This is a genomic window from Candidatus Nitrosocosmicus sp. FF01, assembly GCF_047711275.1.
In the GTDB taxonomy this organism is placed as follows: domain Archaea; phylum Thermoproteota; class Nitrososphaeria; order Nitrososphaerales; family Nitrososphaeraceae; genus Nitrosocosmicus.
Window position 1 is genome coordinate 14,962 of record NZ_JBLNIG010000002.1, and the last position, 21,133, is coordinate 36,094.

Genomic DNA, 21,133 nt, shown 5'->3' on the forward strand with positions numbered 1-21,133 from the left:
AATAAAGGGTACGATAGTTAAGAGTATAGAAATTGAAACAAATTATGTAAAATTTCTCAACCGCCGCTGGAGTATTAAAGAAAAAATATTGTGAAGATATACATAGATTTTTAGCATTCAAGAAAAATATGGAATTAAATTCTCTGTAAACTATTTAATCTAATCCATCAAAGAACTTATTGCATAATATTCCATTTTCAACACTGAAAATAAAGGAAGAATAAATAGAAACATCTTTGCTTGACAAATTGTGGCATTCAATATCATTTTACAGTCAAAATCTGGCTGTACTGTCGCAGTTGTGACAAACGTGCAATCCTGTTTTATTATATTTCTATTAGGCATATGATAAGCAATCTTTTACAAATAGCTGGATGGTCTAAATTAACAAAATATTTGGCTTTTTGATTTAATTAGTACCGCAATTAAAGGGTATTATGAGCAATAGCTGTTCTCAGCACCAATTTGCTTTCTCAATGGAACACCTTTTTTTCAATTCTTTTGGGTTTTTCAGGACTACACATATGAAATAGATTATTTGTTTTATTTTCTAATTATTTGGTCTATTGAACAAAAATGATTTTTCGATTTTGCGTTTTATATCAGTTATAGGATCACCTATGGTATTATCATTCATTTTTCTATACTTGGAAATCTTTTTGATTCCATCTATAGAACGTAACAATTCGACCATCTCATTCATGTCTTCCACAGGAGTATGAGATTGTATGCTCATATCGAAACTTTCAGAAAGAATAAATGCCTTTGTCTCTTCATCGGTGTGATTTAATAAGGCCTCTAATTCATTGAATGGTTTGATCAATTGATCAATAATTTTAATAATTTTAACATCTTCCTTACTTAGATTGAATATATCAGGAAATTTTTTATTGTATTTGTTGTATATCTCTAAATCGGTTTGATTGAGAATATCAAATTTATTATTGTAGCGAACGTATATGTTAGACGATCGATTTAGAGTTTTATTTTTGACATTCATGTCAATTATTTCAGATGCAGAACTATGCTTTGTCTTATTATGACGTTGCGCATTCCATTTTCGGCCAAATTTTTCTCCACACTCGTCGCATTGGTAAAATTTCTTTTTCATAATTATGATATTAAATAAATAAATAAAAGAGTTACTCAGAGTAACTTTTTATAGATTCGAATTTCGGAGAAGTAAACTTGACAGAATGACATCTAGAAGATAATTTTCATCACTAACAAACAAAAAAAGTATTCGGGCCGGTGGGGATTAAGTATCTCATGATAATAAGGTTCTAATACACAGTAGTTTTCTTCTCAATAGAAGTTAGCTGGATATCTAAGGACACTTTTAAAATATTAGATCTTTAGTTCTTTTAATTTTTGTTTTGTGTTAAATATATGAAAGAAGCATGTTTGAGTATTCATTTTCTTGTATATCAACAAGATATAATACTTATCTTTTAGATAACTACCCCTCTGTTGAACTATATCTGGATACGCATATTGTAACTATGAGATCAACATTGTCTATAGTCTCGTTACAGATTTTTATGATCAATCGGTTAATCCTTTATAGATATGTCCATAGCTACTATACATGAAGGCATAGTCTTCTGACCATTACTATATATAAAACTAGTTTATTTTAGTGATATGATTATTCCCTAATCTGTCGATAAGTAAGAGAAGAGAAAAAGTCAATAATATCAATAACTTGCAAAAGATTTTAGCGATGGAAAAGGGTTTTCCATCTTTTCTTTATTCACACTTATCAAAACTCAAGCCTCAAGGAAATTAGATAATTACAGAATATAGTCGCATCTTCTTAACTATTTGGCAACATGAATCACCACCAACAACATCCATCAAGACATAATCAAAAAAGATAATCATCTTAACCCATCCAAACTCTCTAAATTAGGTGGCAGAGCAAAATACACACCTTGTCACTATTAGTTACTCTGCTAAAATAAGAACTGTGCCGTGTTGGTTTTGATGATAAAACTGAACTCGGATAATATTAGTACATCATATGTCGATTTTCCGACATTTGATTGAATCCTAGATATTTATTAGAAAAATCAAAGATATAGAGTTAGGTACTCCTACACCTACCTATCTATTTAATATTTTAGCAAATTAAAAGAAATTAGAAAAATTATTGATCCTCCTTAAAAGTCTTCAAAAAAAAGTTTTAGCAAGATTTGCATAGATTATTAGGGCTCTAAAAAAATACAGGTGGCTGCTGTATGTAACTAGTTACAACATGTATCCCCACAATCAACATATAATTTCCATTGAGGTATAGAATTGATTAGAGATTTATGTTTGTTTTAATGCGTTGTGAAGATATCATTTAGGGCGGTTTAGAACCTAGAAAAATTTTGACTAGAGCATTACCCATTTGCGAATTATTTGGTTTGAGCCCGTGGGGACACGGTTCAAGATTGAATAGAACCCGAGTTCATAAATCTTGTTATAGGATAAGAAGTCACCACGTCATACAAATCGTTTTACCAAAAATTCAACAATTAACACTAATTAAAAAGCAGTAGCATAAAAGAACTTGATCTTAATCTAATACAGATAGAGTATCAGGGTTTAAACATCAGTCATGTTTTGACCATAATGAAAAAAAGTCACGACCTCAAGATCCTTATAAAATATATTGTAAATATAATAGAGTGGATGACATAGTCCTCGAACAGTTAAAGGAATCAAAATTTGTGCATCCTGAAATCACGCAAGTCATACTCGAACCCAAAAAGATGTTTGAGATAGGGCTATTTGCTCTTTTAAATGTCAAGTATAGGTTTGACATTGTTTGGGACAGGCCGATGCTAGACTTTGTTTGGAATTATTTTAGGGAGGGAATCAATATGGCTGAAAAGCAAGCAAAAGAAAGTGGGGTCAAGTTTAGATTGATTACTGAAGTTACAAAGGAAAATCTGCAATATATAAATTCGATAAGACATCATGAAATTAGACATGTCAACAGCATAAGAACCAATTTTGCAATTATGGATGAAACATCGTATATGGTTCAAATATTCCACAAAGAAAATGAACCTCCCTCTCAGGCCTTCTTTAGCAATTCTCGAGCACTTGTGGGAAGCCAACAACAACTGTTTGATAGACTATGGGAGATTGCTACTCCGTTATCACATAGATTAAAAGAAATCGAATATCAAGAGAAATTAAATTATTTGCGAATTATTACAGATCAGAATGAAATTAGAAGTGAAATCGATTCATTAGTCAATCAGGTTGCTAATGAATTGATAATATTTTCATCTTTTGAAATACTACATAACATTTTTGAAACAGACATATTACCTTATGTAAAATCGTTGTTAGATAGAGGAATAAGTATCAAGATTCTTGTAGACAGCACTAGTGAATATTTTCAAATTAAGATGAACTCAGTTATTGAAGAAAGGGAAAGCAAACGCATACAAATGGGATATTGGAATAATCTAGGCAGATTTGACGAAATGATTTTAATAAGTGATAGCAAATACGTTCTTCAAGTACGTTATGACAATGACAATAAGATGATAGCCTCATTTACAAATGAGGAACATAAAGTGCAGGTTCAAGAAATAATCTTCGAGAAACACTGGAATGAGGTAAAGAGTCTTGAAGTCATGAATGGCAATTAGTTCGATAACTCATCCGGATTGACTGTCTTTCGCTAACGTACTTAACTATACGAAGTTAGATATTAGATTGCTTGCATCATCTCTTACTCTAATCTATGCTGTATATTGTGTTACCTTTTTTGATATCATTTAGTTTGGGCATGTGGGGATACGGTTCAAGGTTGAATCTCATCTAGACTTCGTAAAAATAAAAGATTATTTTAGCCGATTGTAGTGATGCACCAACATAGAGAATATAATACTGTCCTTGTTATACTTTGGTTGACTAGTCATTATCCCTGCTATACCTCTCCTCTATAAGATCTATAATTTTTCTTATTGACCTATCTTCATTCAAGTCATGAGTCTTTTTTAAGTGATCAAACATATCACGACTCATCCAACTTTTAATTTTTATCTGATCCTTCCATTCGCGTAGAACCCAATTAACCGTTTCATAAGAACAAATAGGACATCTTAACGGTTTAATATCATTCAATATTGTTTAATTTTGACCGCCTTATTTTAGTATATACCGTATCCTTATCCATTATCTCTGTCTGTTACTCACTGTCCTCATTTACAGATAATTGAATCGTTATTGATTTTCTTCCCTTGTAATGTTCGTATATAGTTTTGATTAATTACCTATCGATATAGTTTAATCCCAAATGGATATAGCTACCCGAACTTATTTCAGTCACGTTATCTTAATTCCATCAGAAAAATCATCCCATCCGTCTATAATACATTCTTTAGATTCAATGATCTTGTTTGTCAAGATGAATTTCGCTTCCTTCTTTGTAGATTTATAATTGTATTGTCCATAACTTCCATCAATCCTGTTACTTCTCTGTATTGTAAATTTTGCCGTTCAAAGTTATAGCTCCAAGGATATTGATATCAGACATTCCAAATAGTATTACCCCATTATAGTATCATTTAGTTTGGGTGCATGGGGATACGCTTCAAGATTAAAGAGTCCAATGATTTTAAATCAAATAACAGGTATGTACGAACGTTTGGACGACTTATCCGAGTGAATTTTATTATGGGAAATGATCCGGCAACATTATCTCATGGCGAGATATTTATTATCAAACTATCTGTTAGGGTTGATTATAAGGTTATAATCTAAGGTGGGGGTAATAAGGTGACCTCCCCTTTCAATGATACATTTGATACTGGATCAGGAACTGTATAAAACGATGCTGAGGCGGCTATTGCTATTGCAATCAATCCAACTATGAAAAGAGCATATCCCCATTTTTGCCTATAGTATTTCCTATCAATATTTGTTTCGTAAGCTTCCGATATTTCTTTTGGTACATCTAATCGTATTGTTCTTTTTTCTGGAAAATGTGACAAAGCAAAAAACAGTACAGATATGGAAAGAAAAACATTTGGAACAAGTTTGATAACTAGATCTGAGATATTAAAAATATCTGTGATATTAAACACGTATATAATCCCAAAATTTACTGCGATCAATCCTACTATTGTTGTTATCATATATTCTGCCCTTTTGTCTAGGGTAGGTATTGTATTTTCTTGCCATCTTTTTGCCATATCCATCAACATTCTTTCGTACCATCCTTGGGGTGTTATATTTACATCTAGCACATTATCTGTGCTATGATTATACTTTATTTCATAGACTGTTTGACATGGCGAGTTATTATGCAGAAATGGACAAATAATTGAATGATATTTGATAGCTGAACCCCCATCGCCCACACTTGCCGTTATTGAAAGTATAACAGTAGCTGGATCCACAGGATTCCAAAGAATCCTATTGTTACACAACTGGCATGTAATAGTCAATATTCTGGTAGCTGGATTATAATTAGCCCAGCCTGGTGTTGGCATAATTTATTTAGAAATAGCTATTATTAAAAGTTTTTATCTTTTGCCAATTATTGTGATTAAATACATATCATTAACATTATCGTGATGCAGACTTCACAATTATCTAATAAGTATACACCGGATCAAAAGTATATGTTTGCAAGGTTACGAACTAATATTTGATTCCATATAGCGAATTATTAATAAATCGTAATTTTCATTAGTTTTATAAATCAAGATTCAGGGTCATAAGTATGACTGCATTAACTCCTGAAGAACTACTTACAACTACAAGAGCCGTAAGAAAGAGACTTGATCTTCAAAAACCTGTGGAAATTGAATTAGTCAGAAAATGCATAGAAATAGCCCAGCAGGCTCCATCGGCTTCCAATAGACAGAATTGGCACTTTTTGGTTATTACTGATCAAGTCAAGAAGAATTCATTATCTGATCTCTTTAGAAAGGGATGGCAATCCTATATAGATTCACCAACTTCTGTTGCCAAGACCATAAGCTCTGATGACCCAAAGAAGAGTGAATCTCAAAGAAAAATATATGAATCCGCAAAGTATCTAGTAGACAATTTAAGAAAAGTTCCTGTATTTGTTATTCCCTGTATTGAAGGCAGAACCGACGGATCAAATGTTCCAGTGGTAGTCCAAAGCGCTATTTGGGGATCAATTGCTCCTGCAGTCTGGAATTTTATGCTTGCTGCGAGGTTATACGGACTGGGAACAACTTGGACCAGTTTTCACCTTTTATTTGAAAGAGAGGCCGCTAAATTATTGAATATTCCATACGAAAAAGTTATGCAAGTGGCGTTGCTTCCTGTAGCTTACTATAAGGGAACCTCATTTAAACCTGCGCCAAGAGATACAATAGAAAAAATATTACACACGAATTCATGGTAGGGGCCGTCATCACCATTTATTAGAACAATATCAGATAGGCCATCTTAGTTATTACTGCTTATTTGGAACGTAGTAAACATGTATCTAGAACCATGCTCCTAAAAAATATGAAAGGGTTAATTCGTCTATCAGGATATTCTAACAATTTCTTTATTTCATCCCTAGTAGGAACACGATCCTCTGATGCATGCCTTCCCTTTGGGATACCTCTGGTTACTAATCGCCAGTTGATTATAATATCATTCATATCACAAAATAACTTTATGGGTTTGTAATAGTTAGGAATAGTTGATTGAGATATTTGTCCCTTTTTGGCTCGATCATTATGAAAGATAATATAATTTAACAAAGTATTTTGAAAGGTCTTCGGGTCTTGATTTATGAATTCATAAAATTGATTAGCCTTCTCCTCAATGGTTGTACCTCGTAATTTCAAATAGTCAAGAAAAACCTCCAGCCGTTTCGGATACTGTCTTTTTGTTTCAGGAGCCTTCAATGCATAAATGAATCTAAAATATGGAGAATCCATCATAATTGGTTCGGTATCATTATACTCAAATGATTGCAACTCTATCCCTAACGATATTCATCACATCGGGCCTAAAAAAGGATTCAGTTATGAAGCGGGCCCGTGGGGATTCGAACCCCAGACAGCCGGATTTCTTTCTTGATTAGTTAAAAGTCCGGTACTCTACCTGGCTGAGCTACGGGCCCATCAACTCCTATACCGGACTAGTACAATTTAATTTTATAGATTAGCTTTCTTTTACACGCCTCTGTGCAAAAGTGATAGCTGTTTTATTCAAAAAGTCAATAGTTAGTATGTCCTTGGGCAGCTAAACAAAAAAAAGTAATTGAAAAACAACTACAATGATAAAATGTTCGAGTAAATATTCTTTGATCATTATACTACTTTATAAAAACAGTAACAACCATCCAAACTATGATATAATTAATTTCAATTATACTTTTCAATTACGATGAGTAACATAACAAAAAACTATAAAGTCGGAATATTTGCAATGTTTATTGCAGCAGCACTCATAGGTTCAGTAGTAGCCTTTGGCGACAACTATGCATATGCAGGTGGAAAGAAGAAACACAATGACGCAGAGCAAGAAATTGAACAGGGTCAAGAAAATGCACAAAACGGACAATGTGTTACTGGTACAGTATCCTTACTAAACTGCAATAATGTAGGATTATTATTCCAAAATAACGACGGCGAACTCGCCTTAGGTCAACAATAAACCTCCCTTTTTTTATTATTTTACTAAATATCAGATTTTGCTTTTACAGATCATTTTAAAGTTTTAGTTATTAACCTTCTTAGAATATAGTCACCATCACATCTCAATCAATAATTATCATTACCATTATTACTATTACATCGTTGTTACTAGTTTTTGGGTCATATTGTACTTATCATAGATTTCAACAATCCTTTATTATTCTGTAATTAAGATCTAGAAAATTATTTGCGATAAATATAACAGTAACAACCATCCAAACTATGATATAATTAATTTCAATTATACTTTTCAATTACGATGAGTAACATAACAAAAAACTATAAAGTCGGAATATTTGCAATGTTTATTGCAGCAGCACTCATAGGTTCAGTAGTAGCCTTTGGCGACAACTATGCATATGCAGGTGGAAAGAAGAAACACAATGACGCAGAGCAAGAAATTGAACAGGGTCAAGCAAACGAGCAGAATGCACAATGTGTATCCGGAGATTTCACAATTGCTGGATGTAACAACGTAGGCTTGATGTTCCAATTCCAAGACGGTAACATCGCTGCAGGTCAGCAATAAACTCTATCCTTTTTTTCTTTTCTAGTCTTTTTTCAAATTAGTAGTATTATTATTATTATTTTCAATATTATCTTACTTTGTTCTATCAAATAATAGTTCTCCAAGTAACCATTTTAGATCTATTTTGACATTGCTATGATCATTATTACTACTACTGTTATTGGAATCGATTCTACTCCGATCTACCGAATATGTATCATACCCATTTTGATGTTTGGGATTTATATCAACCTCACAGGATTCTTCCCTAAAAAAAATAGTAGACCCCTGAGAATCAATAAACATTAAAAATGAAGTCTTTTGGTTATATTTGTCTCTGATACAGATTTGTTTTTTATCCCTGTAAGGATCATTTCTATCAATATTATTGTCGTTTTGCAAAAATATCATATACTGTTCTAATACAGGGATTATCTTGCGAACAAAATTCCTAAAATGGTTTAATTCATGTGTAGCAAGGCCTAATCCACCAGTGTCCCATTGAAAATAATAATTTCTTATTCTAATATCAGGTTTATAGCAATATTTTTCATAATCCTGTATTTGGATATCCATATTCACTAATAGCTTTAAAATGATTATTTACTTTTGTAAAAAAAGTAAGAATCTATCGATTTGTATATTACGCTCATACCTATACACATACACTCACAGGTGCGCACGCGTGTGCGTGTATATCTACATCTCCCCATCTTTGATGATATTGTAGTGACCCCTATCTTGTAATGATAGCTTCTGAAAACCACTTTGGAACCATATCTCGTCCGTTTTTTAACAAAAATGAAACACTGCTATCCAAAATGTAGGTATTTGCATAATCTTCAGAATTTCGTACACTCCTCCCATATGCTTGTATAAGTCTAAGAATAGTATTCCATTCATACCATTTGGGATTTCTCTGTTTTAAAACAGAGACTTTTTTGTCAGTTAAATCAGGATAGGGCACCTTTACAATAACCTGAAACCTAGAAAGATCATCCTTAAGGTCGACTCCCAGAAACATCGAAGGCGATATCAGAACGGTGGGTTTTGTACTTTGAACATGTTTTAAAATCATTTCATTTCTGTCAAATTTTGGATTGGTTTCGATAAGACGTGATAAATTAGCTTTTGATAGATTATTTTTGATATATTGAACTTGAGAATATGACGTAGTGTGTATAATGCCCTTGTCATTTTTATGTACAGTTAGCAAATTATCTAGTACTTTAACGATGTTTGGCAAAGATTCACTCATTGTCCTTGCATTTAACCACGCTACATTCATTAAGTAAATAGGCCTGTTTTTGATTGGAAAATCTGAATTTTCAACTCTTATAAACTTGACATCATCGCTTTTTAGTCCTACTGCTTTGCACAAGTTTTCTTTACTCAATATAGTAGCACTCATTAGCAGAGAAGTTTCACCCTTGTCAAATATATCTTCAAAGTAACTTGATACGACCAATGGTTCTAATTTGATCCTTGATAGAGTATTGTCAATTTCATTTTTAGTAATATTGGTAACAAGCCAGTTTTCCTTGTTAAGCCGCAAATCTTCCAAAAACGATGACAAACTCTTTTCATAATTTAGCGCATCAATCAGATTTTTTTCGCTAACATAAATATCCTGACCCAAACTGCTGCTACTACTGCTATTATTACTACTACTGCCACCGCCGCCGCCTCCTGCTCCCAAAATATTCGCTGCTTTTTCAACATACCCAGTAAACTGTTCTTTTAAAGTGGTACAAAAATTTATCCAGGTTTCTACATCAGTTTGCTTGCTATCGGGTAATTTGATTTTTGGAAAGAACCTAGTCAGGGATTCTTTGCTAAAAATAATATTTTTAAAAGACGATAATTCAGATTCTAGTGTGTGTGCTTCATCTAATATCAAAAGTTTTCTCCTGTTTGCGCCCGAAGAATAAAACAAATCAGATAAAAAATACTTGTAATTGTATATTGTATGGCTTGATTTGATAGATATCCACTTTTGATGATAATACAAGCATGGTTTCCACTCAATTCTAATCAGTTGAGAATGCTCCCTTGCCTTATCGTGGTATTTTTTTAAAGCGAATTTGTTTATGTCTATGTTTTCATAAATGGTCCCTTCAGCCTTTACATCATAGTCGCTCATCCTAGTTTTGTAAATGCAATCAAAATCATCATCCTTCAAACATGGTCCGTATTCACAGTTCTCACTTATTCCCATATCCTCCTTTATTATACAGGGAAAGTTGTTACGTCCTTTTACTTCCGAAAGATATGGAAAATCTCTGTTATATTGTGTTTGAAGATCTTTTGTAGATGTACAGATATGAGAGCTTCCCAAAAATCTTGCCAAAGTAACAGCAACTGCACTTTTGCCAAATCCAGTGGGAGCTTCTAAGAATATGAATTTGTAATTGGATTTTAGAGCTTGATCAAGTTCCTCAATAACCTGGGCCTGTTTAGGACGAATGGTCTCAAGAGGGAAAAAACTTCGCATAGACATAAGAGGGGATGACTATTTGTATGTAAATGGCTTATTAAAGCCTAACCAACTAACCAACTAATCAACCAACCAGGGTATTCTCTTTTCAAAGTAGATTTATTCTATAATAATTCCATAGCCCATAATCCTCATTCCCTTGGAATCGGGTCTAAACAATACACATTTTTCATTTCGCACGTACGCTAGTGGCTTTTCAAATGTAATATTTAGGTTTGAATCAGCGATCTGTTTTATTTTTACAGTACGGATTTGAAGGCCCACAGAGATCATATAATTCTGGGTTTCAGAGAGATCTTCTTTAAAGAATTGATTTTTGATAAATTTGACCTGAAGGTCATTGTAAGCAATTTTGGCCAAACCAGATTGATGCAATAATGTCACCTCGTGAAATATCCTTTGCCTGAAACACCCTTTAATGCAAGGCCCACACGTGAAGGTTTCTTTGATATGTCTACAGGGTCATCGTGCATTTGGATAGATTTAATCATTATGGGTTTGTCAGCAGGATAGAGTACTAGTTCGTCGTATGGTTTGATCGCTCCTTGCCTTACAGAACCCAGCACCACCGTTCCGACTCCCTTAACATCAAAAGCATGATCTATAGAAACACAAACCCCATCTTCTTTTTCATTTTCTTTTTCTTTAGCAAAATCGGTCTCAGCCCCATCGATTTGCTCTTGACCCAGGTCAGCAATGGCACTTTTTAGCTGGTCTAAATTATCCAAAATTACAAATGATGATAATCCGGTATTTTTTATTATATTTCTAATCTTTTCAGCGTCAATTTCATAGCTATGCAAAATAAAACCTCTTTTTATCCCAAAAATATCAACGGCAACAAGTTGTTCACCCAAAAAAGTATCGAGTTTTGAAATATTGATTATAGCGTAATCAGACATTGCTACAGATTGTAATAATGGTTGAAGCTTTTCGGGGTACGTATTAGGGAAACAATATGAAATAATCTTATCATTTGTTTTTCGATCGTATATTGTGATATCACTAGATGTCCCCTTTTTTCCCAACTCTCCCGCAATTGAGGTATCCCCCAACAAAACAAAATTATAGCTATTCAAAATCTCCATTTTATTAACAAATTTTTAAATAAAATCTTTGCTTTTGGTTTAGCTACTACTATTAAAGCATGACTCATGATTTCAATGCATTGCTATTTATAAGGTATAACCACATTTAGTAATCCGAGCTGAATATATTAATTGGTTAGTTTTGAAGAACTTGGTATTGAAAAATCTATAGTGAAAGCATTAACAGAAACGGGAATCGAACAACCATTTCCTATTCAAGAATCAATAATTCCACTTATCTTAAAAGGAGAAGACGTTATTGGTAGATCGAATACAGGAACTGGTAAAACAGCCGCATTCGTACTACCTATGTTGAGTAAGTTGAATCCTAATAATTTTCTTCAGGCACTTATTTTAGTTCCTACAAGAGAATTGGCTATGCAGATTACAAGCACAATAAATCAACTTGTAAAGTATAGCAACCTAAAGTCCGTTGCCATTTATGGCGGACAAAATTATCAAATGCAAAAGAAAATACTCAATAAAGGTGTAAACATCGTAGTCGCCACCCCTGGCAGACTCCTGGATCACATGAATCAAAGAACTATTAATTTGAGCAAAATTAATTTTCTTGTTCTTGATGAGGCAGATAGAATGTTGGATATGGGTTTCATTGATGATATCAAAGAAATCCTTTCACACATTGACAACAAAAAGCAAATCTGCCTTTTTTCGGCAACAATGCCTGACTCAATAGTCCAGCTTGCCAGAGAGCAGATGAACAATCCAAAGCAAATAAGTATTGAAAAGACAATCTCTCAAGCCAACATAAATCAATCTTATCTACTCCTCAATGAAAAAGACAAATTCAAACAATTGGTTAGCACCCTCAAACCCATCTCAAACAAAGATGAAAGTCACATCATTGTTTTTACGGCAACAAAGCAGAGGGCCAGAGATTTAACATTCAAACTACGAGATGATGACTTTTACGTCGAAAGTATTCATGGAGATCTAAATCAAAGACAAAGAGAAAACACTCTTTCTAGGTTTAGAAATAAGAGATTCAACATTTTAATCGCTACGGATGTTGCATCAAGAGGATTGGATATAACTTCTGTAAGCCACATTATTAACTACGATATCCCCGACGATGTAGAGACCTACTTCCACAGAATAGGAAGGACTGCTAGAGCAGGGGCAAACGGCACTGCGCTTTCTTTTGTTTCCCAGCACGACATGTTTACACTCAGAAAAATTCAAAATATCGCAAAGAACTCTCTAAAGAACCTCAACACCGAGTATGGAATAGAAGTAGACTTTAATGTCAACAGTCCTCCACGACCCAGTCGTTACAGATCTAATTACGGCCGTGGTGGCGGTGGCGGCGGTGGCTATGGACGCAGTAGTTATGGCAGAAGTAGTGGCGGCGGTGGCTATGGACGCAGTAGTTATGGCAGAAGTGGTGACCACAACAGCGGCAATAGTAGTAGCAGTAGCAGTAGTAGTAGTGACAGAGATAGCAGACGTGGCTATGGACGCAGTAGAATTCCAGCAGAACAAAGGTCTAGAAACAACTACGACAACAGCAGCAAATTTCAATCAAGAAGGTTAAGCGGAATTACCAGACCGTTGGGAAGAAGGAATAATTACAGCAGAGAAGACTCTGACTAACAATACAAAACACAAGAAGACACTTATTCCAGTTATCTGTATATGGATGCTGGAACCAAAAAATATTCATTTTTGATTTTATTATTTTTACATCTTCAAAGCTTGTACACTAAATATATGGAATCGATTTAAATTCGCAGGTATTACTAGCCAGGCAGCAAAATCACTATGAGAGATAAAATACTTGTTTGTTTAGAAATTTAAAATTTGAAACTAGAAATTAAAAAAATAAGAAGATGATTTTTTACTCTGCGTGACCGTGGTCGGCTAATGGGCTAATTTCATTAACACCCAAGACGATTGTGGATGTAGCTGCAAAGTCAATATCATCTGTAGAGTTATTTGCTATTGCAATATCTGTGATGGTGTTTGCGTCGTCAGATGCAATATCTGCATGATAGAGACAAAGGTCTCCAGGTGAGGACAGTGGTGCTACAAATTCTAATTCAGCTGGTGCTAGATTCGGTGCTTGACCAATCAAAACATCTACAGCGGTAGCATTTGCTTCATCACATGGAACCTTTGCTGCAATATGACCACTTTCTATCTTATATGGTGTGGAATCATACAGGTGAATAAAACTGCCTTCAGGTAAACTTTCACCTTCTAACAATATAGTTTGGGAATCCCTAGTCACTGTACTTTCATGAGCGGTAGCATTTTCAGAGTGGTCATCGGTAGATGAAGCTTCATCTCTGGGTGCTGCACTCGTTGCATTTGTAGTCACCAAGCCATCTGTTGTTGTTGGCAATAACTCTTCCTCAACTGGTACTGATTCGGTTACATTTTCGGTAGTTTCTGTTTCATTGCCGGTTGGACTATCAGCCACCAAGCCATCTGTTGTTGTTGGCAATAACTCTTCCTCAACTGGTACTGTTGTTTGGGTTACATTAGTAGAATTGTCAAGTGGTACCTCTGTTACATTTAGAGCTTCAGATAATGATTCGTTTTGTGCGTACACGTATCCATTACCAGAAAATATTGCAGATACGAGCACAAAAACTACAAAAAGTGATACTTTTGTACTAGTGGATTTTTTCATCATTATTTTATAATAAAATTACTGGTATTTATGTAGTTTTCAGTACAAAAGTCGAAATATCATTATGTGGTTTGCTTTACTCCGTTGCGTCTTTTTACTTTTATAGCATAGGAAACCCCCACAAGGGCTGCAAGAATGACAAATATATAATAATAATTAATCATAAAGCTAATTACAGAATCGTTTATTCTTTCAAGTACAGGTACTTGTACATCAATTTCGAATGTAGCACTTTGGATATCCAGTGTATAAAAAATATCTTTTATATCGACAAAAAGCAAATACTTGCCCGGTTCGCTAAAAGTATAGTTAAAATCATAATGACCTTGTCTGACCATAATATAATTAGCGGGGTTGGAAAACACCGGATTTCCATCTTTGAGGATATAAAAAGCAACAGGTAATTCTATGATTTCATCGCCTTGAGTAGATTTAACCTGCATTAAAAAAGCAGTATCTTTTCCTACCAATGGTTTTGAGGGATTTAGCAAAAGATCGATTACAAAATTTCCGGCTGTCTGGTTTTGAGCCCCACTTAAACTGCTGGTGTCACCATCACCTTCATTAGTACCACCAAAAAAATGAGCCAAAGCTGCTTGATCGCTGTCAACAAAACTAAAATAAAACAAGCCAAGGAGAAGGGCAGAGCAGGTTAAAATTTTAAATTGTCCAAGACCAGATAGCCTTTGGACAGAATAACAATGAAAATTCACAAGATTTTTAAATATAATAATACTTGATAGTCTAACTGGGTCAGACAAAAGCATATGAGATACTGAGCCAAAGTTTAATATAAATTCAATAAATTTAGCTTTTAGCCTTGCAAAAAAATCATGCCCTTTTATTATTTAAGAATTAATACTTCCATGTCGCTTGTTTTTTTATATTGTCTGAAGAAAATGCTCAAAATATAATCAAAAAAACAGTGCAAGAATCTGAAGCAGAGACCACAATTGTAATGCTGCCTTCCGATGCCAACCCGCTTGGAAATGTTTTTGGAGGCATGATTCTAAAATATGTTGACTTGTTAGCAGGACTGGTTGCAAAAAGACACGCCGGCCATGCCAACATTGTAACAGCAAGCATGGATAGTATGACATTTTTAAAGCCAGTATACATAGGAAACGCTTTGATCTTAAAGGCCAGAATAAACTACGTAAGAAAGAGTTCTATGGAAGTTGAGGTAAAAATAGAAGCAGAGGATTTGAACAAATCTCAAAAGGTTCACACTGGCACAGCATATGTAACTTTAGTTGCCCTAGATGAAAAGGGAAAACCAACCGAGGTTCCAAAACTAGTATTGAGAAATGACGAAGAGCAAAGGAGATTTCAGGAAGGTGAGGAGCGGATGAATACCAGGCTCAAAAACAGGAAAAGGTGAGCAAACAGCAAGGATAGTAAGATAAGATATTAAATAGCCACAGAATTAATCCTTATTTTACCTCAATATTTGATCTTTGATTCATTGAGAGGATAAACGTACACGTTTGCCTTCTCATCTCCGATTCTGATTGAATCCAGCAGCAAAGAACCTTTCAATTCTGAACCGTCAACTCCCCATCCCTTCTTTCCAAGGATGCAGTTTTCATCTATCTTGTACTTTAGGGTCGCAGCATTAAATGGTTCCAAGGTGACCCTTTCTTCTGCCAACAAACCTTCATCTCTCATCGATTCAGACATTTTCCTACCCCCATCATTTAACAGATACTTTATACCGTAATCTTTTCGAAGAATTTGAAGCCCCTTGTGCATGTCAAATTTTTCTCCAGTTTGCAGGTACGTAATAAACTCAGATTCTTTGATCATCTTTGAAAGATGTTCGTATACCGCGTCGGTAGTCAAAATGATTACCCTCAGCTTATTTTTTGGATTAAGCATGGCTATCTCATTTTTTTCATATAATTCTACTATTCTTGATTTGGCTATACTTTCAAGCGAACGTATGGATACTACAAAGTAAAACTTGTCCAAGTTAACAAATCTCTTGGAGAGATTCAAAAGCTCATCATATATTTTTGGATACTTGGGTCTCAGATGATTTCCAAAAAAATCCCATGACCAAATCTGAGCATGATTTTCCATCATATTGTTTACTGTGACAATAATGGCGTTGTTTCCTACAAGCATTCTGTGCAACGAAGCAAACACATTATCTCCAAGTTTTCTGCTACCACCAGTAAGCAAAGTGACGCCTCCACCCTTCAATCCTAGCAGCTTGAAAGCATAGATTCCGCTGTGAGATGAAAAGGCTTCTGCAGCAATAAAACTGGTAGCTTGATAGGGAACTGTCAACTTACTAACGAATTCTTCCGAAGCACCAATTACCACATATGGAATCACTTTTGACAAATAGGGACATTGTAAATCGTCAACAGTATCATAAACTTTTAGACTTCTTTTTCGCAACTGAGTAACGGCATTTTGATCTATCAAGCCATTATCAAAAAGAGATTCAAGTCTATCAAAATAATTTCCTTTGACCATGTCTGAATTCACCATATAATCCGAACCATTAAAAGAAGAAAACAACTAGTAATTTAATTGTCTATCTCTCTACTATTTTGCCGCAGCTTTTCAGGATTCCGGTAAAACCTTTTTTTGTATAGATGTGTATGTATGGATTAAAAGCTGCAATAAAGCTATTGGTGTTCCCAGTCTACACAATATTGGATGGCTGTATATTATGGCAATAGTAGTTTATTTCATGTAAAATTGTAATTGTCAAACTATAGTTTACTTTTAGACTTTGCAAAGGAGATTTTTCACGATGTTAGATAAGCAAGCTGTTGAAAAAAATACAATCAATCTTCTATTAGAATTAGATTATAGTTTTGAGAAAAAAACACGTACATAATTATTAAAAACAATCCTCATAAAGAATATCCACTAAAAAATTACATCATGTATTTCAATAAATTAGCTCCCACAGTAATATCGGCAATGTTCTTGTTACTAATCTTAAGTTCAGTTAATTTTTCATCTGTAAAGCTAGTTAATGCAGCCACAGGTGACTTGGTAAATTATAACAACAATTTTAACATGTATACTTCACCCAACGATCCAAATAAAGACTCTGCTATGCAGAACGCAAACTGTGTGGTCAATTTTATGCAAACATATGTTTATGCAGCTGGTTCAGCGGACAACTGCAATAACGCATCTACACCTGCAACCCCAGCAGAACAAAGCCAAACCCCTGTGCAAAGCCAAGCATATCCACCAGCATCTGATGGTCCCCAAACAGCAGTTGGAGGACAAAGCGATAGCGCAGGTGTAGTAAAAGTGGTGGACACCAACAATCCTAATGGAGCAACCTTTGCACCGGTTCAATCGACCGCCTTCACATCCAACCAAAACAATCCAAATGATAATGATGATGATAAAGACAAGGATGCAAGAGACAAAGACAATGATGATGATGATAAGGATGATAATGACAACAACAGAAATGATGATAATGATAATGATAAAGACAAGGATGCAAGAGACAAAGACAATGATGATGATGATAAGGATGATAATGACAACAACAGAAATGATGATAATGATAATGATAAAGACAAGGATGCAAGAGACAAAGACAATGATGATGATAATGATAACAATAATAACGACGATGAAAACAAAGTTTACAATGAAAGCACAGTAACCAAACAGGAACGCAAATTGTTGCTCACTGCATGCTTTGAAAGAGCATATGACAAAGGTAACTACCTATCCACAGAAGAAATAGTAAATTGTGCAGAGAACTACAATAGCTAATTCTCTCTTTTTGTAACTAAATATTCAAATAATAAACACATGAAAAAAAACTAATGACTATAAAATTATTGGGAATTGCAGGGAGTATGAGAAGCAATTCCTATAGTTTTAAAGCCTTAGATCTTGCTTTAAAAACATCTAAAAACAACTATCATGCAGAAATAAATTTATTTGATCTTAGGAAAAACAAACTACCAATTTATGAACCCAATCTAGACTTGGACAAAATTCCATTGTCAGAAAAAGAGAGTTTAGAGATGGCCAATAAGCTTGTCCGATGGGCAGATGCAATTATCTTGACTTCCCCAGACTATCACGGTTCTATGTCAGGAGTTTTAAAGAATTTTTTGGATTTCTTTTGGAAAGAATTTTCTGGAAAAACATTTGGATATATTTGTGCATCACATGAAAAAGGGTTAACAGTAATGGAACAAATGAGAACAGCAGTAAGACAATGTTACGGGTGGAGCATGCCATATGGTATTTCAACAAGCTCAGATGATTTTGATTCAGAGGGCAACATAACGAACAAAAAGACAATCTTGCGTATCGAGATGTTATCCAGGGATATAGTATTTTACGGAAAAGCTATAAGAGATCAATTTCTTTCGGATACGTCAAACAAAGTTAAAGAATCATATTCTTTTCTAACTTTAGCAAAGGAGTAAAAGACAGAGATAGAACAATAAAAGCGTTTTAGGGGTTTGTACTATAAATCAATTATATAGAAAACAATCATATGTCTTAATGTTAATCTAGTTCATAATATCACACCAATTGCATAAAACTCACACAACTTCGTTTTTGAAATGGGCTGGTGGAAAGAAAAGACTAGTAGTGCTCTTAGACAAGCTAACACCAAATTATGTTGACAGGTATTTTGAACCCTTTTTAGGCGGTGGCGCCTTTTTCTTTTATTTAATCCAAACAAGAAAACCCTTTAAAGCTTTTTTATCAGATTCCAATCCTCAGTTAATAAACACATATAGAGTAGTTAGAGACAACGTAAAAGAATTAATAGAGATCTTGGAGAATCATCAAAAAAAATACTACAAGAGCGGTGAAAAATATTACTATTCAGTCAGAGACAACACTGACGCCAACCAATTAAACATCCAAATTAGTAATAATACCCACTCAGCAGCGGAAGTAGCAGGGAGGTTCATTTTTCTAAACAAGACTTGCTACAATGGATTATACCGAGTAAATAAAATAGGAAATTTTAACGTTCCTCATGGAAGATATTTCAACCCAAAAATTTGCAATAAAGAAAAACTAATGGAATGTTCCAATTTACTAAATCGTTCGGAGGTTGATATAAGATGTGATATTTACAAGAATACCACTACAAAATGCCAAGAAGATGATTTTGTATACTTGGATCCGCCATATTTTCCTGTTTCAAGAACAGCAAACTTTACAGATTATACAAAAGAAAATTTCGGAGTACAGGAACATGCAGAACTTGCCAATGAATTTGACCGTCTCAACGATATAGGCGCTAAAGTATTACTTTCAAACTCCAATTCAGACTATGTAAAATCTCTTTATGAAAAATACCGTATCCTCAAGGTTAAATCACAAAGAAATATCAACTGTGACGCTAAAAGACGAAGTGATCATCATGATTTAATTATTACGAATTTTAACAGGAACAAGAAGATAAACAACATAGAACGGACAGTAGTCAAGGGTAAAAATAAGAAAATAATCGTATCAACTACAATCATCGATAGATAGGTCCTTAAATACAGTAAAATAAGGTAGTTTTCAAGCTTGATTGATTTTAATTATGCTTGATTGATTGATTGATTGTTAGTTTACTAAATTGGTAATCATATTAGACCTGCCAATCGCAGTTTTTGTGGCAAATAAGTCTCAGATAGATATTTGAATCCATGTTTAAAGAAAGCGTCCAATTCGCATTTTTCTTTCTTGTTTAAAAAGAGGTTTAGTTCTTTTTGCCATTGTTTATTCTGCATCCACGGTTTTTTCTTCATATCATTTGCCCTGTTAATATCTTCTTCAGTAGCTGTCAGTCTCGCAACTTCTGGTATGTTAAACTCGTAGATATCAGAGAACATCATTCCAAGGACTTGAGCATTTGGAGTCACAAGTCTTTCACTATCGTAACTCAAAGATTCGCTACCTATTTTATATCTTAAAGCAATACCTAACCCCCAAGGATCTGCATCAGCAAAGACAACTACTGGTTTTTTCCACTTTTCGTTTAGAACCTTTACCATCATTCGAGTGGCACGATCAGGTTCCCCTGAACCAGTTAATAAAATGGCATTATATTTCTGAATAAATCCTGATTTTCTAATGTTATTTAAAACAGTATCTTTTTCCACCACCATAACAAAGTCCGCTTTCACGTCCTCAATTTGGACATCGCCTATGTTGGTAGGAATTAGCTGAGACGTAGCCCGGCTTCCAAGATTACAATCAATAACATCCCCTCCAACTCGTAATTTTATGGGTCCAGAGATCATGCCCTTTGGTTTAGAAGTTACGGAAAATTCCTCCCTCGGGATACCAGTCAAAAGTTCCACTGCTTTTATGGCATTATCTGAGTCCTCTTGTCCGGTCCAAAATTTTTGTTTATTTTTATCATCTCCAACATTACTAAGGGTAGCATAGTACATCCCTCGTATAGTACTTTCCATATCTTCATCTAGCAACTTCTTTACAGCGTTTGCCATTACCAAGTACTGAGCAAATGTAGGTATCCTCTTAACACTATCGGGGCTAACCTCGACCTTTTTGTCACCAGTGGTGAGCATCCTTTTTTCATTGGACCAAACGGTGTTATCATAACCTATTTTTGGTAAATCCAAAACCGGCATTTGATTCTGTTTTATAACGTCATCAGAAATTTTCTTCATAATCCGTTTTACTATAGATATAAATTCCTGTTTTTTTACTGTAGACAATTAA

At 34.3% G+C, this 21,133-nt stretch carries 21 protein-coding genes and 1 tRNA gene; 9 read left to right on the plus strand and 13 right to left on the minus strand.

Features of this window, described 5'->3' with window-relative positions; genetic code table 11:
* Positions 1-550: 550 nt before the first annotated feature.
* Entirely contained in the window at positions 551-1,111 is a 561-nt protein-coding gene (locus ACMT7R_RS05510; protein ID WP_415310612.1) for a hypothetical protein, read from the minus strand.
* A gap of 1,564 nt (positions 1,112-2,675) precedes the next feature.
* Between ACMT7R_RS05510 and ACMT7R_RS05515 the strand changes: the two genes are divergently transcribed.
* On the plus strand, positions 2,676-3,653 hold the full coding sequence (locus tag ACMT7R_RS05515) for a hypothetical protein (RefSeq protein WP_415310614.1): 978 nt from the start codon (positions 2,676-2,678) through the stop codon (positions 3,651-3,653).
* 265 nt (positions 3,654-3,918) lie between these two features.
* Here ACMT7R_RS05515 and ACMT7R_RS05520 read toward each other — a convergent pair whose 3' ends face one another.
* Entirely contained in the window at positions 3,919-4,131 is a 213-nt protein-coding gene (locus tag ACMT7R_RS05520) for a hypothetical protein (protein WP_415310616.1), read from the minus strand.
* 635 nt (positions 4,132-4,766) lie between these two features.
* A complete protein-coding gene (locus ACMT7R_RS05525; RefSeq protein WP_415310618.1) occupies positions 4,767-5,501 on the minus strand; it encodes a hypothetical protein in 735 nt (244 codons plus the stop codon).
* Positions 5,502-5,734: 233 nt separating this feature from the next.
* Here ACMT7R_RS05525 and ACMT7R_RS05530 point away from each other — a divergent pair, with 233 nt between their 5' ends.
* On the plus strand, positions 5,735-6,391 hold the full coding sequence (locus ACMT7R_RS05530; protein ID WP_415310620.1) for a nitroreductase family protein: 657 nt from the start codon (positions 5,735-5,737) through the stop codon (positions 6,389-6,391).
* 58 nt (positions 6,392-6,449) lie between these two features.
* Here the strand turns inward: ACMT7R_RS05530 and ACMT7R_RS05535 are convergent, their stop codons facing one another.
* Positions 6,450-6,959: a hypothetical protein gene (locus ACMT7R_RS05535; protein ID WP_415310622.1), complete on the minus strand. Its 510-nt coding sequence runs from the start codon at positions 6,957-6,959 to the stop codon at positions 6,450-6,452.
* A gap of 56 nt (positions 6,960-7,015) precedes the next feature.
* Positions 7,016-7,105 (minus strand) — tRNA-Lys (locus ACMT7R_RS05540).
* A 266-nt stretch (positions 7,106-7,371) separates the two neighbouring features.
* Between ACMT7R_RS05540 and ACMT7R_RS05545 the strand changes: the two genes are divergently transcribed.
* Together ACMT7R_RS05545 and ACMT7R_RS05550 are read left to right on the plus strand one after the other, a co-directional pair.
* Entirely contained in the window at positions 7,372-7,641 is a 270-nt protein-coding gene (locus tag ACMT7R_RS05545; protein ID WP_415310624.1) for a hypothetical protein, read from the plus strand.
* Between the two features lie 300 nt (positions 7,642-7,941).
* Positions 7,942-8,211: a hypothetical protein gene (locus tag ACMT7R_RS05550; protein WP_415310626.1), complete on the plus strand. Its 270-nt coding sequence runs from the start codon at positions 7,942-7,944 to the stop codon at positions 8,209-8,211.
* Between the two features lie 72 nt (positions 8,212-8,283).
* Here ACMT7R_RS05550 and ACMT7R_RS05555 read toward each other — a convergent pair whose 3' ends face one another.
* The 4 genes from ACMT7R_RS05555 to ACMT7R_RS05570 all read right to left on the minus strand — a co-directional run bounded on the left by ACMT7R_RS05555 (position 8,284) and on the right by ACMT7R_RS05570 (position 11,766).
* Positions 8,284-8,766, minus strand: a complete 483-nt coding sequence (locus tag ACMT7R_RS05555; protein WP_415310627.1) for a hypothetical protein — start codon at positions 8,764-8,766, stop codon at positions 8,284-8,286.
* Positions 8,767-8,926: 160 nt separating this feature from the next.
* Entirely contained in the window at positions 8,927-10,684 is a 1,758-nt protein-coding gene (locus ACMT7R_RS05560) for a helicase C-terminal domain-containing protein (protein WP_415310629.1), read from the minus strand.
* A gap of 102 nt (positions 10,685-10,786) precedes the next feature.
* Positions 10,787-11,062 carry a hypothetical protein gene (locus ACMT7R_RS05565; protein ID WP_415310631.1) on the minus strand — a complete coding sequence of 92 codons (276 nt, stop codon included), beginning with the start codon at positions 11,060-11,062 and terminating at the stop codon, positions 10,787-10,789.
* Between the two features lie 5 nt (positions 11,063-11,067).
* On the minus strand, positions 11,068-11,766 hold the full coding sequence (locus tag ACMT7R_RS05570) for a hypothetical protein (RefSeq protein WP_415310633.1): 699 nt from the start codon (positions 11,764-11,766) through the stop codon (positions 11,068-11,070).
* A gap of 141 nt (positions 11,767-11,907) precedes the next feature.
* Here ACMT7R_RS05570 and ACMT7R_RS05575 point away from each other — a divergent pair, with 141 nt between their 5' ends.
* Positions 11,908-13,389: a DEAD/DEAH box helicase gene (locus ACMT7R_RS05575; RefSeq protein WP_415310635.1), complete on the plus strand. Its 1,482-nt coding sequence runs from the start codon at positions 11,908-11,910 to the stop codon at positions 13,387-13,389.
* A gap of 244 nt (positions 13,390-13,633) precedes the next feature.
* Here ACMT7R_RS05575 and ACMT7R_RS05580 read toward each other — a convergent pair whose 3' ends face one another.
* Both ACMT7R_RS05580 and ACMT7R_RS05585 read right to left on the minus strand, forming a co-directional pair.
* Positions 13,634-14,434 carry a hypothetical protein gene (locus tag ACMT7R_RS05580; protein ID WP_415310637.1) on the minus strand — a complete coding sequence of 267 codons (801 nt, stop codon included), beginning with the start codon at positions 14,432-14,434 and terminating at the stop codon, positions 13,634-13,636.
* 59 nt (positions 14,435-14,493) lie between these two features.
* The gene (locus ACMT7R_RS05585; protein WP_415310639.1) at positions 14,494-15,060 is read right to left on the minus strand and encodes a hypothetical protein; all 567 of its coding nucleotides are present in this window, start codon (positions 15,058-15,060) and stop codon (positions 14,494-14,496) included.
* A 257-nt stretch (positions 15,061-15,317) separates the two neighbouring features.
* On the opposite strand from ACMT7R_RS05585, the gene ACMT7R_RS05590 reads away from it, so the two are divergent.
* Positions 15,318-15,812 carry an acyl-CoA thioesterase gene (locus ACMT7R_RS05590; protein ID WP_415310641.1) on the plus strand — a complete coding sequence of 165 codons (495 nt, stop codon included), beginning with the start codon at positions 15,318-15,320 and terminating at the stop codon, positions 15,810-15,812.
* A 62-nt stretch (positions 15,813-15,874) separates the two neighbouring features.
* Here ACMT7R_RS05590 and ACMT7R_RS05595 read toward each other — a convergent pair whose 3' ends face one another.
* On the minus strand, positions 15,875-16,915 hold the full coding sequence (locus ACMT7R_RS05595; RefSeq protein WP_415310643.1) for a hypothetical protein: 1,041 nt from the start codon (positions 16,913-16,915) through the stop codon (positions 15,875-15,877).
* Between the two features lie 417 nt (positions 16,916-17,332).
* On the opposite strand from ACMT7R_RS05595, the gene ACMT7R_RS05600 reads away from it, so the two are divergent.
* From ACMT7R_RS05600 to ACMT7R_RS05610, 3 genes are all read left to right on the plus strand, one after another.
* Positions 17,333-18,193 (plus strand): hypothetical protein, encoded by an 861-nt coding sequence (locus ACMT7R_RS05600; RefSeq protein WP_415310645.1) that lies wholly within the window; start codon positions 17,333-17,335, stop codon positions 18,191-18,193.
* A 53-nt stretch (positions 18,194-18,246) separates the two neighbouring features.
* Positions 18,247-18,861 (plus strand): NADPH-dependent FMN reductase, encoded by a 615-nt coding sequence (locus tag ACMT7R_RS05605; protein WP_415310647.1) that lies wholly within the window; start codon positions 18,247-18,249, stop codon positions 18,859-18,861.
* A 109-nt stretch (positions 18,862-18,970) separates the two neighbouring features.
* Positions 18,971-19,933, plus strand: a complete 963-nt coding sequence (locus ACMT7R_RS05610; RefSeq protein WP_415310649.1) for a DNA adenine methylase — start codon at positions 18,971-18,973, stop codon at positions 19,931-19,933.
* Positions 19,934-20,028: 95 nt separating this feature from the next.
* Here ACMT7R_RS05610 and ACMT7R_RS05615 read toward each other — a convergent pair whose 3' ends face one another.
* The gene (locus ACMT7R_RS05615) at positions 20,029-21,129 is read right to left on the minus strand and encodes a hypothetical protein (RefSeq protein WP_415310651.1); all 1,101 of its coding nucleotides are present in this window, start codon (positions 21,127-21,129) and stop codon (positions 20,029-20,031) included.
* Positions 21,130-21,133: the final 4 nt, after the last annotated feature.

What these genes read in the sequence shown, in the direction of transcription:
- ACMT7R_RS05510 (WP_415310612.1), bottom strand. Translation starts at nt 1,111, where the DNA reads ATGAAAAAGAAATTTTACCAATGCGACGAGTGTGGAGAAAAATTTGGC.
- ACMT7R_RS05545 (WP_415310624.1), top strand. Translation starts at nt 7,372, where the DNA reads ATGAGTAACATAACAAAAAACTATAAAGTCGGAATATTTGCAATGTTT.
- ACMT7R_RS05525 (WP_415310618.1), bottom strand. Translation starts at nt 5,501, where the DNA reads ATGCCAACACCAGGCTGGGCTAATTATAATCCAGCTACCAGAATATTG.
- ACMT7R_RS05560 (WP_415310629.1), bottom strand. Translation starts at nt 10,684, where the DNA reads ATGCGAAGTTTTTTCCCTCTTGAGACCATTCGTCCTAAACAGGCCCAG.
- ACMT7R_RS05580 (WP_415310637.1), bottom strand. Translation starts at nt 14,434, where the DNA reads ATGATGAAAAAATCCACTAGTACAAAAGTATCACTTTTTGTAGTTTTT.
- ACMT7R_RS05605 (WP_415310647.1), top strand. Translation starts at nt 18,247, where the DNA reads ATGACTATAAAATTATTGGGAATTGCAGGGAGTATGAGAAGCAATTCC.
- ACMT7R_RS05530 (WP_415310620.1), top strand. Translation starts at nt 5,735, where the DNA reads ATGACTGCATTAACTCCTGAAGAACTACTTACAACTACAAGAGCCGTA.
- ACMT7R_RS05550 (WP_415310626.1), top strand. Translation starts at nt 7,942, where the DNA reads ATGAGTAACATAACAAAAAACTATAAAGTCGGAATATTTGCAATGTTT.
- ACMT7R_RS05595 (WP_415310643.1), bottom strand. Translation starts at nt 16,915, where the DNA reads ATGGTCAAAGGAAATTATTTTGATAGACTTGAATCTCTTTTTGATAAT.
- ACMT7R_RS05555 (WP_415310627.1), bottom strand. Translation starts at nt 8,766, where the DNA reads ATGGATATCCAAATACAGGATTATGAAAAATATTGCTATAAACCTGAT.
- ACMT7R_RS05600 (WP_415310645.1), top strand. Translation starts at nt 17,333, where the DNA reads ATGTATTTCAATAAATTAGCTCCCACAGTAATATCGGCAATGTTCTTG.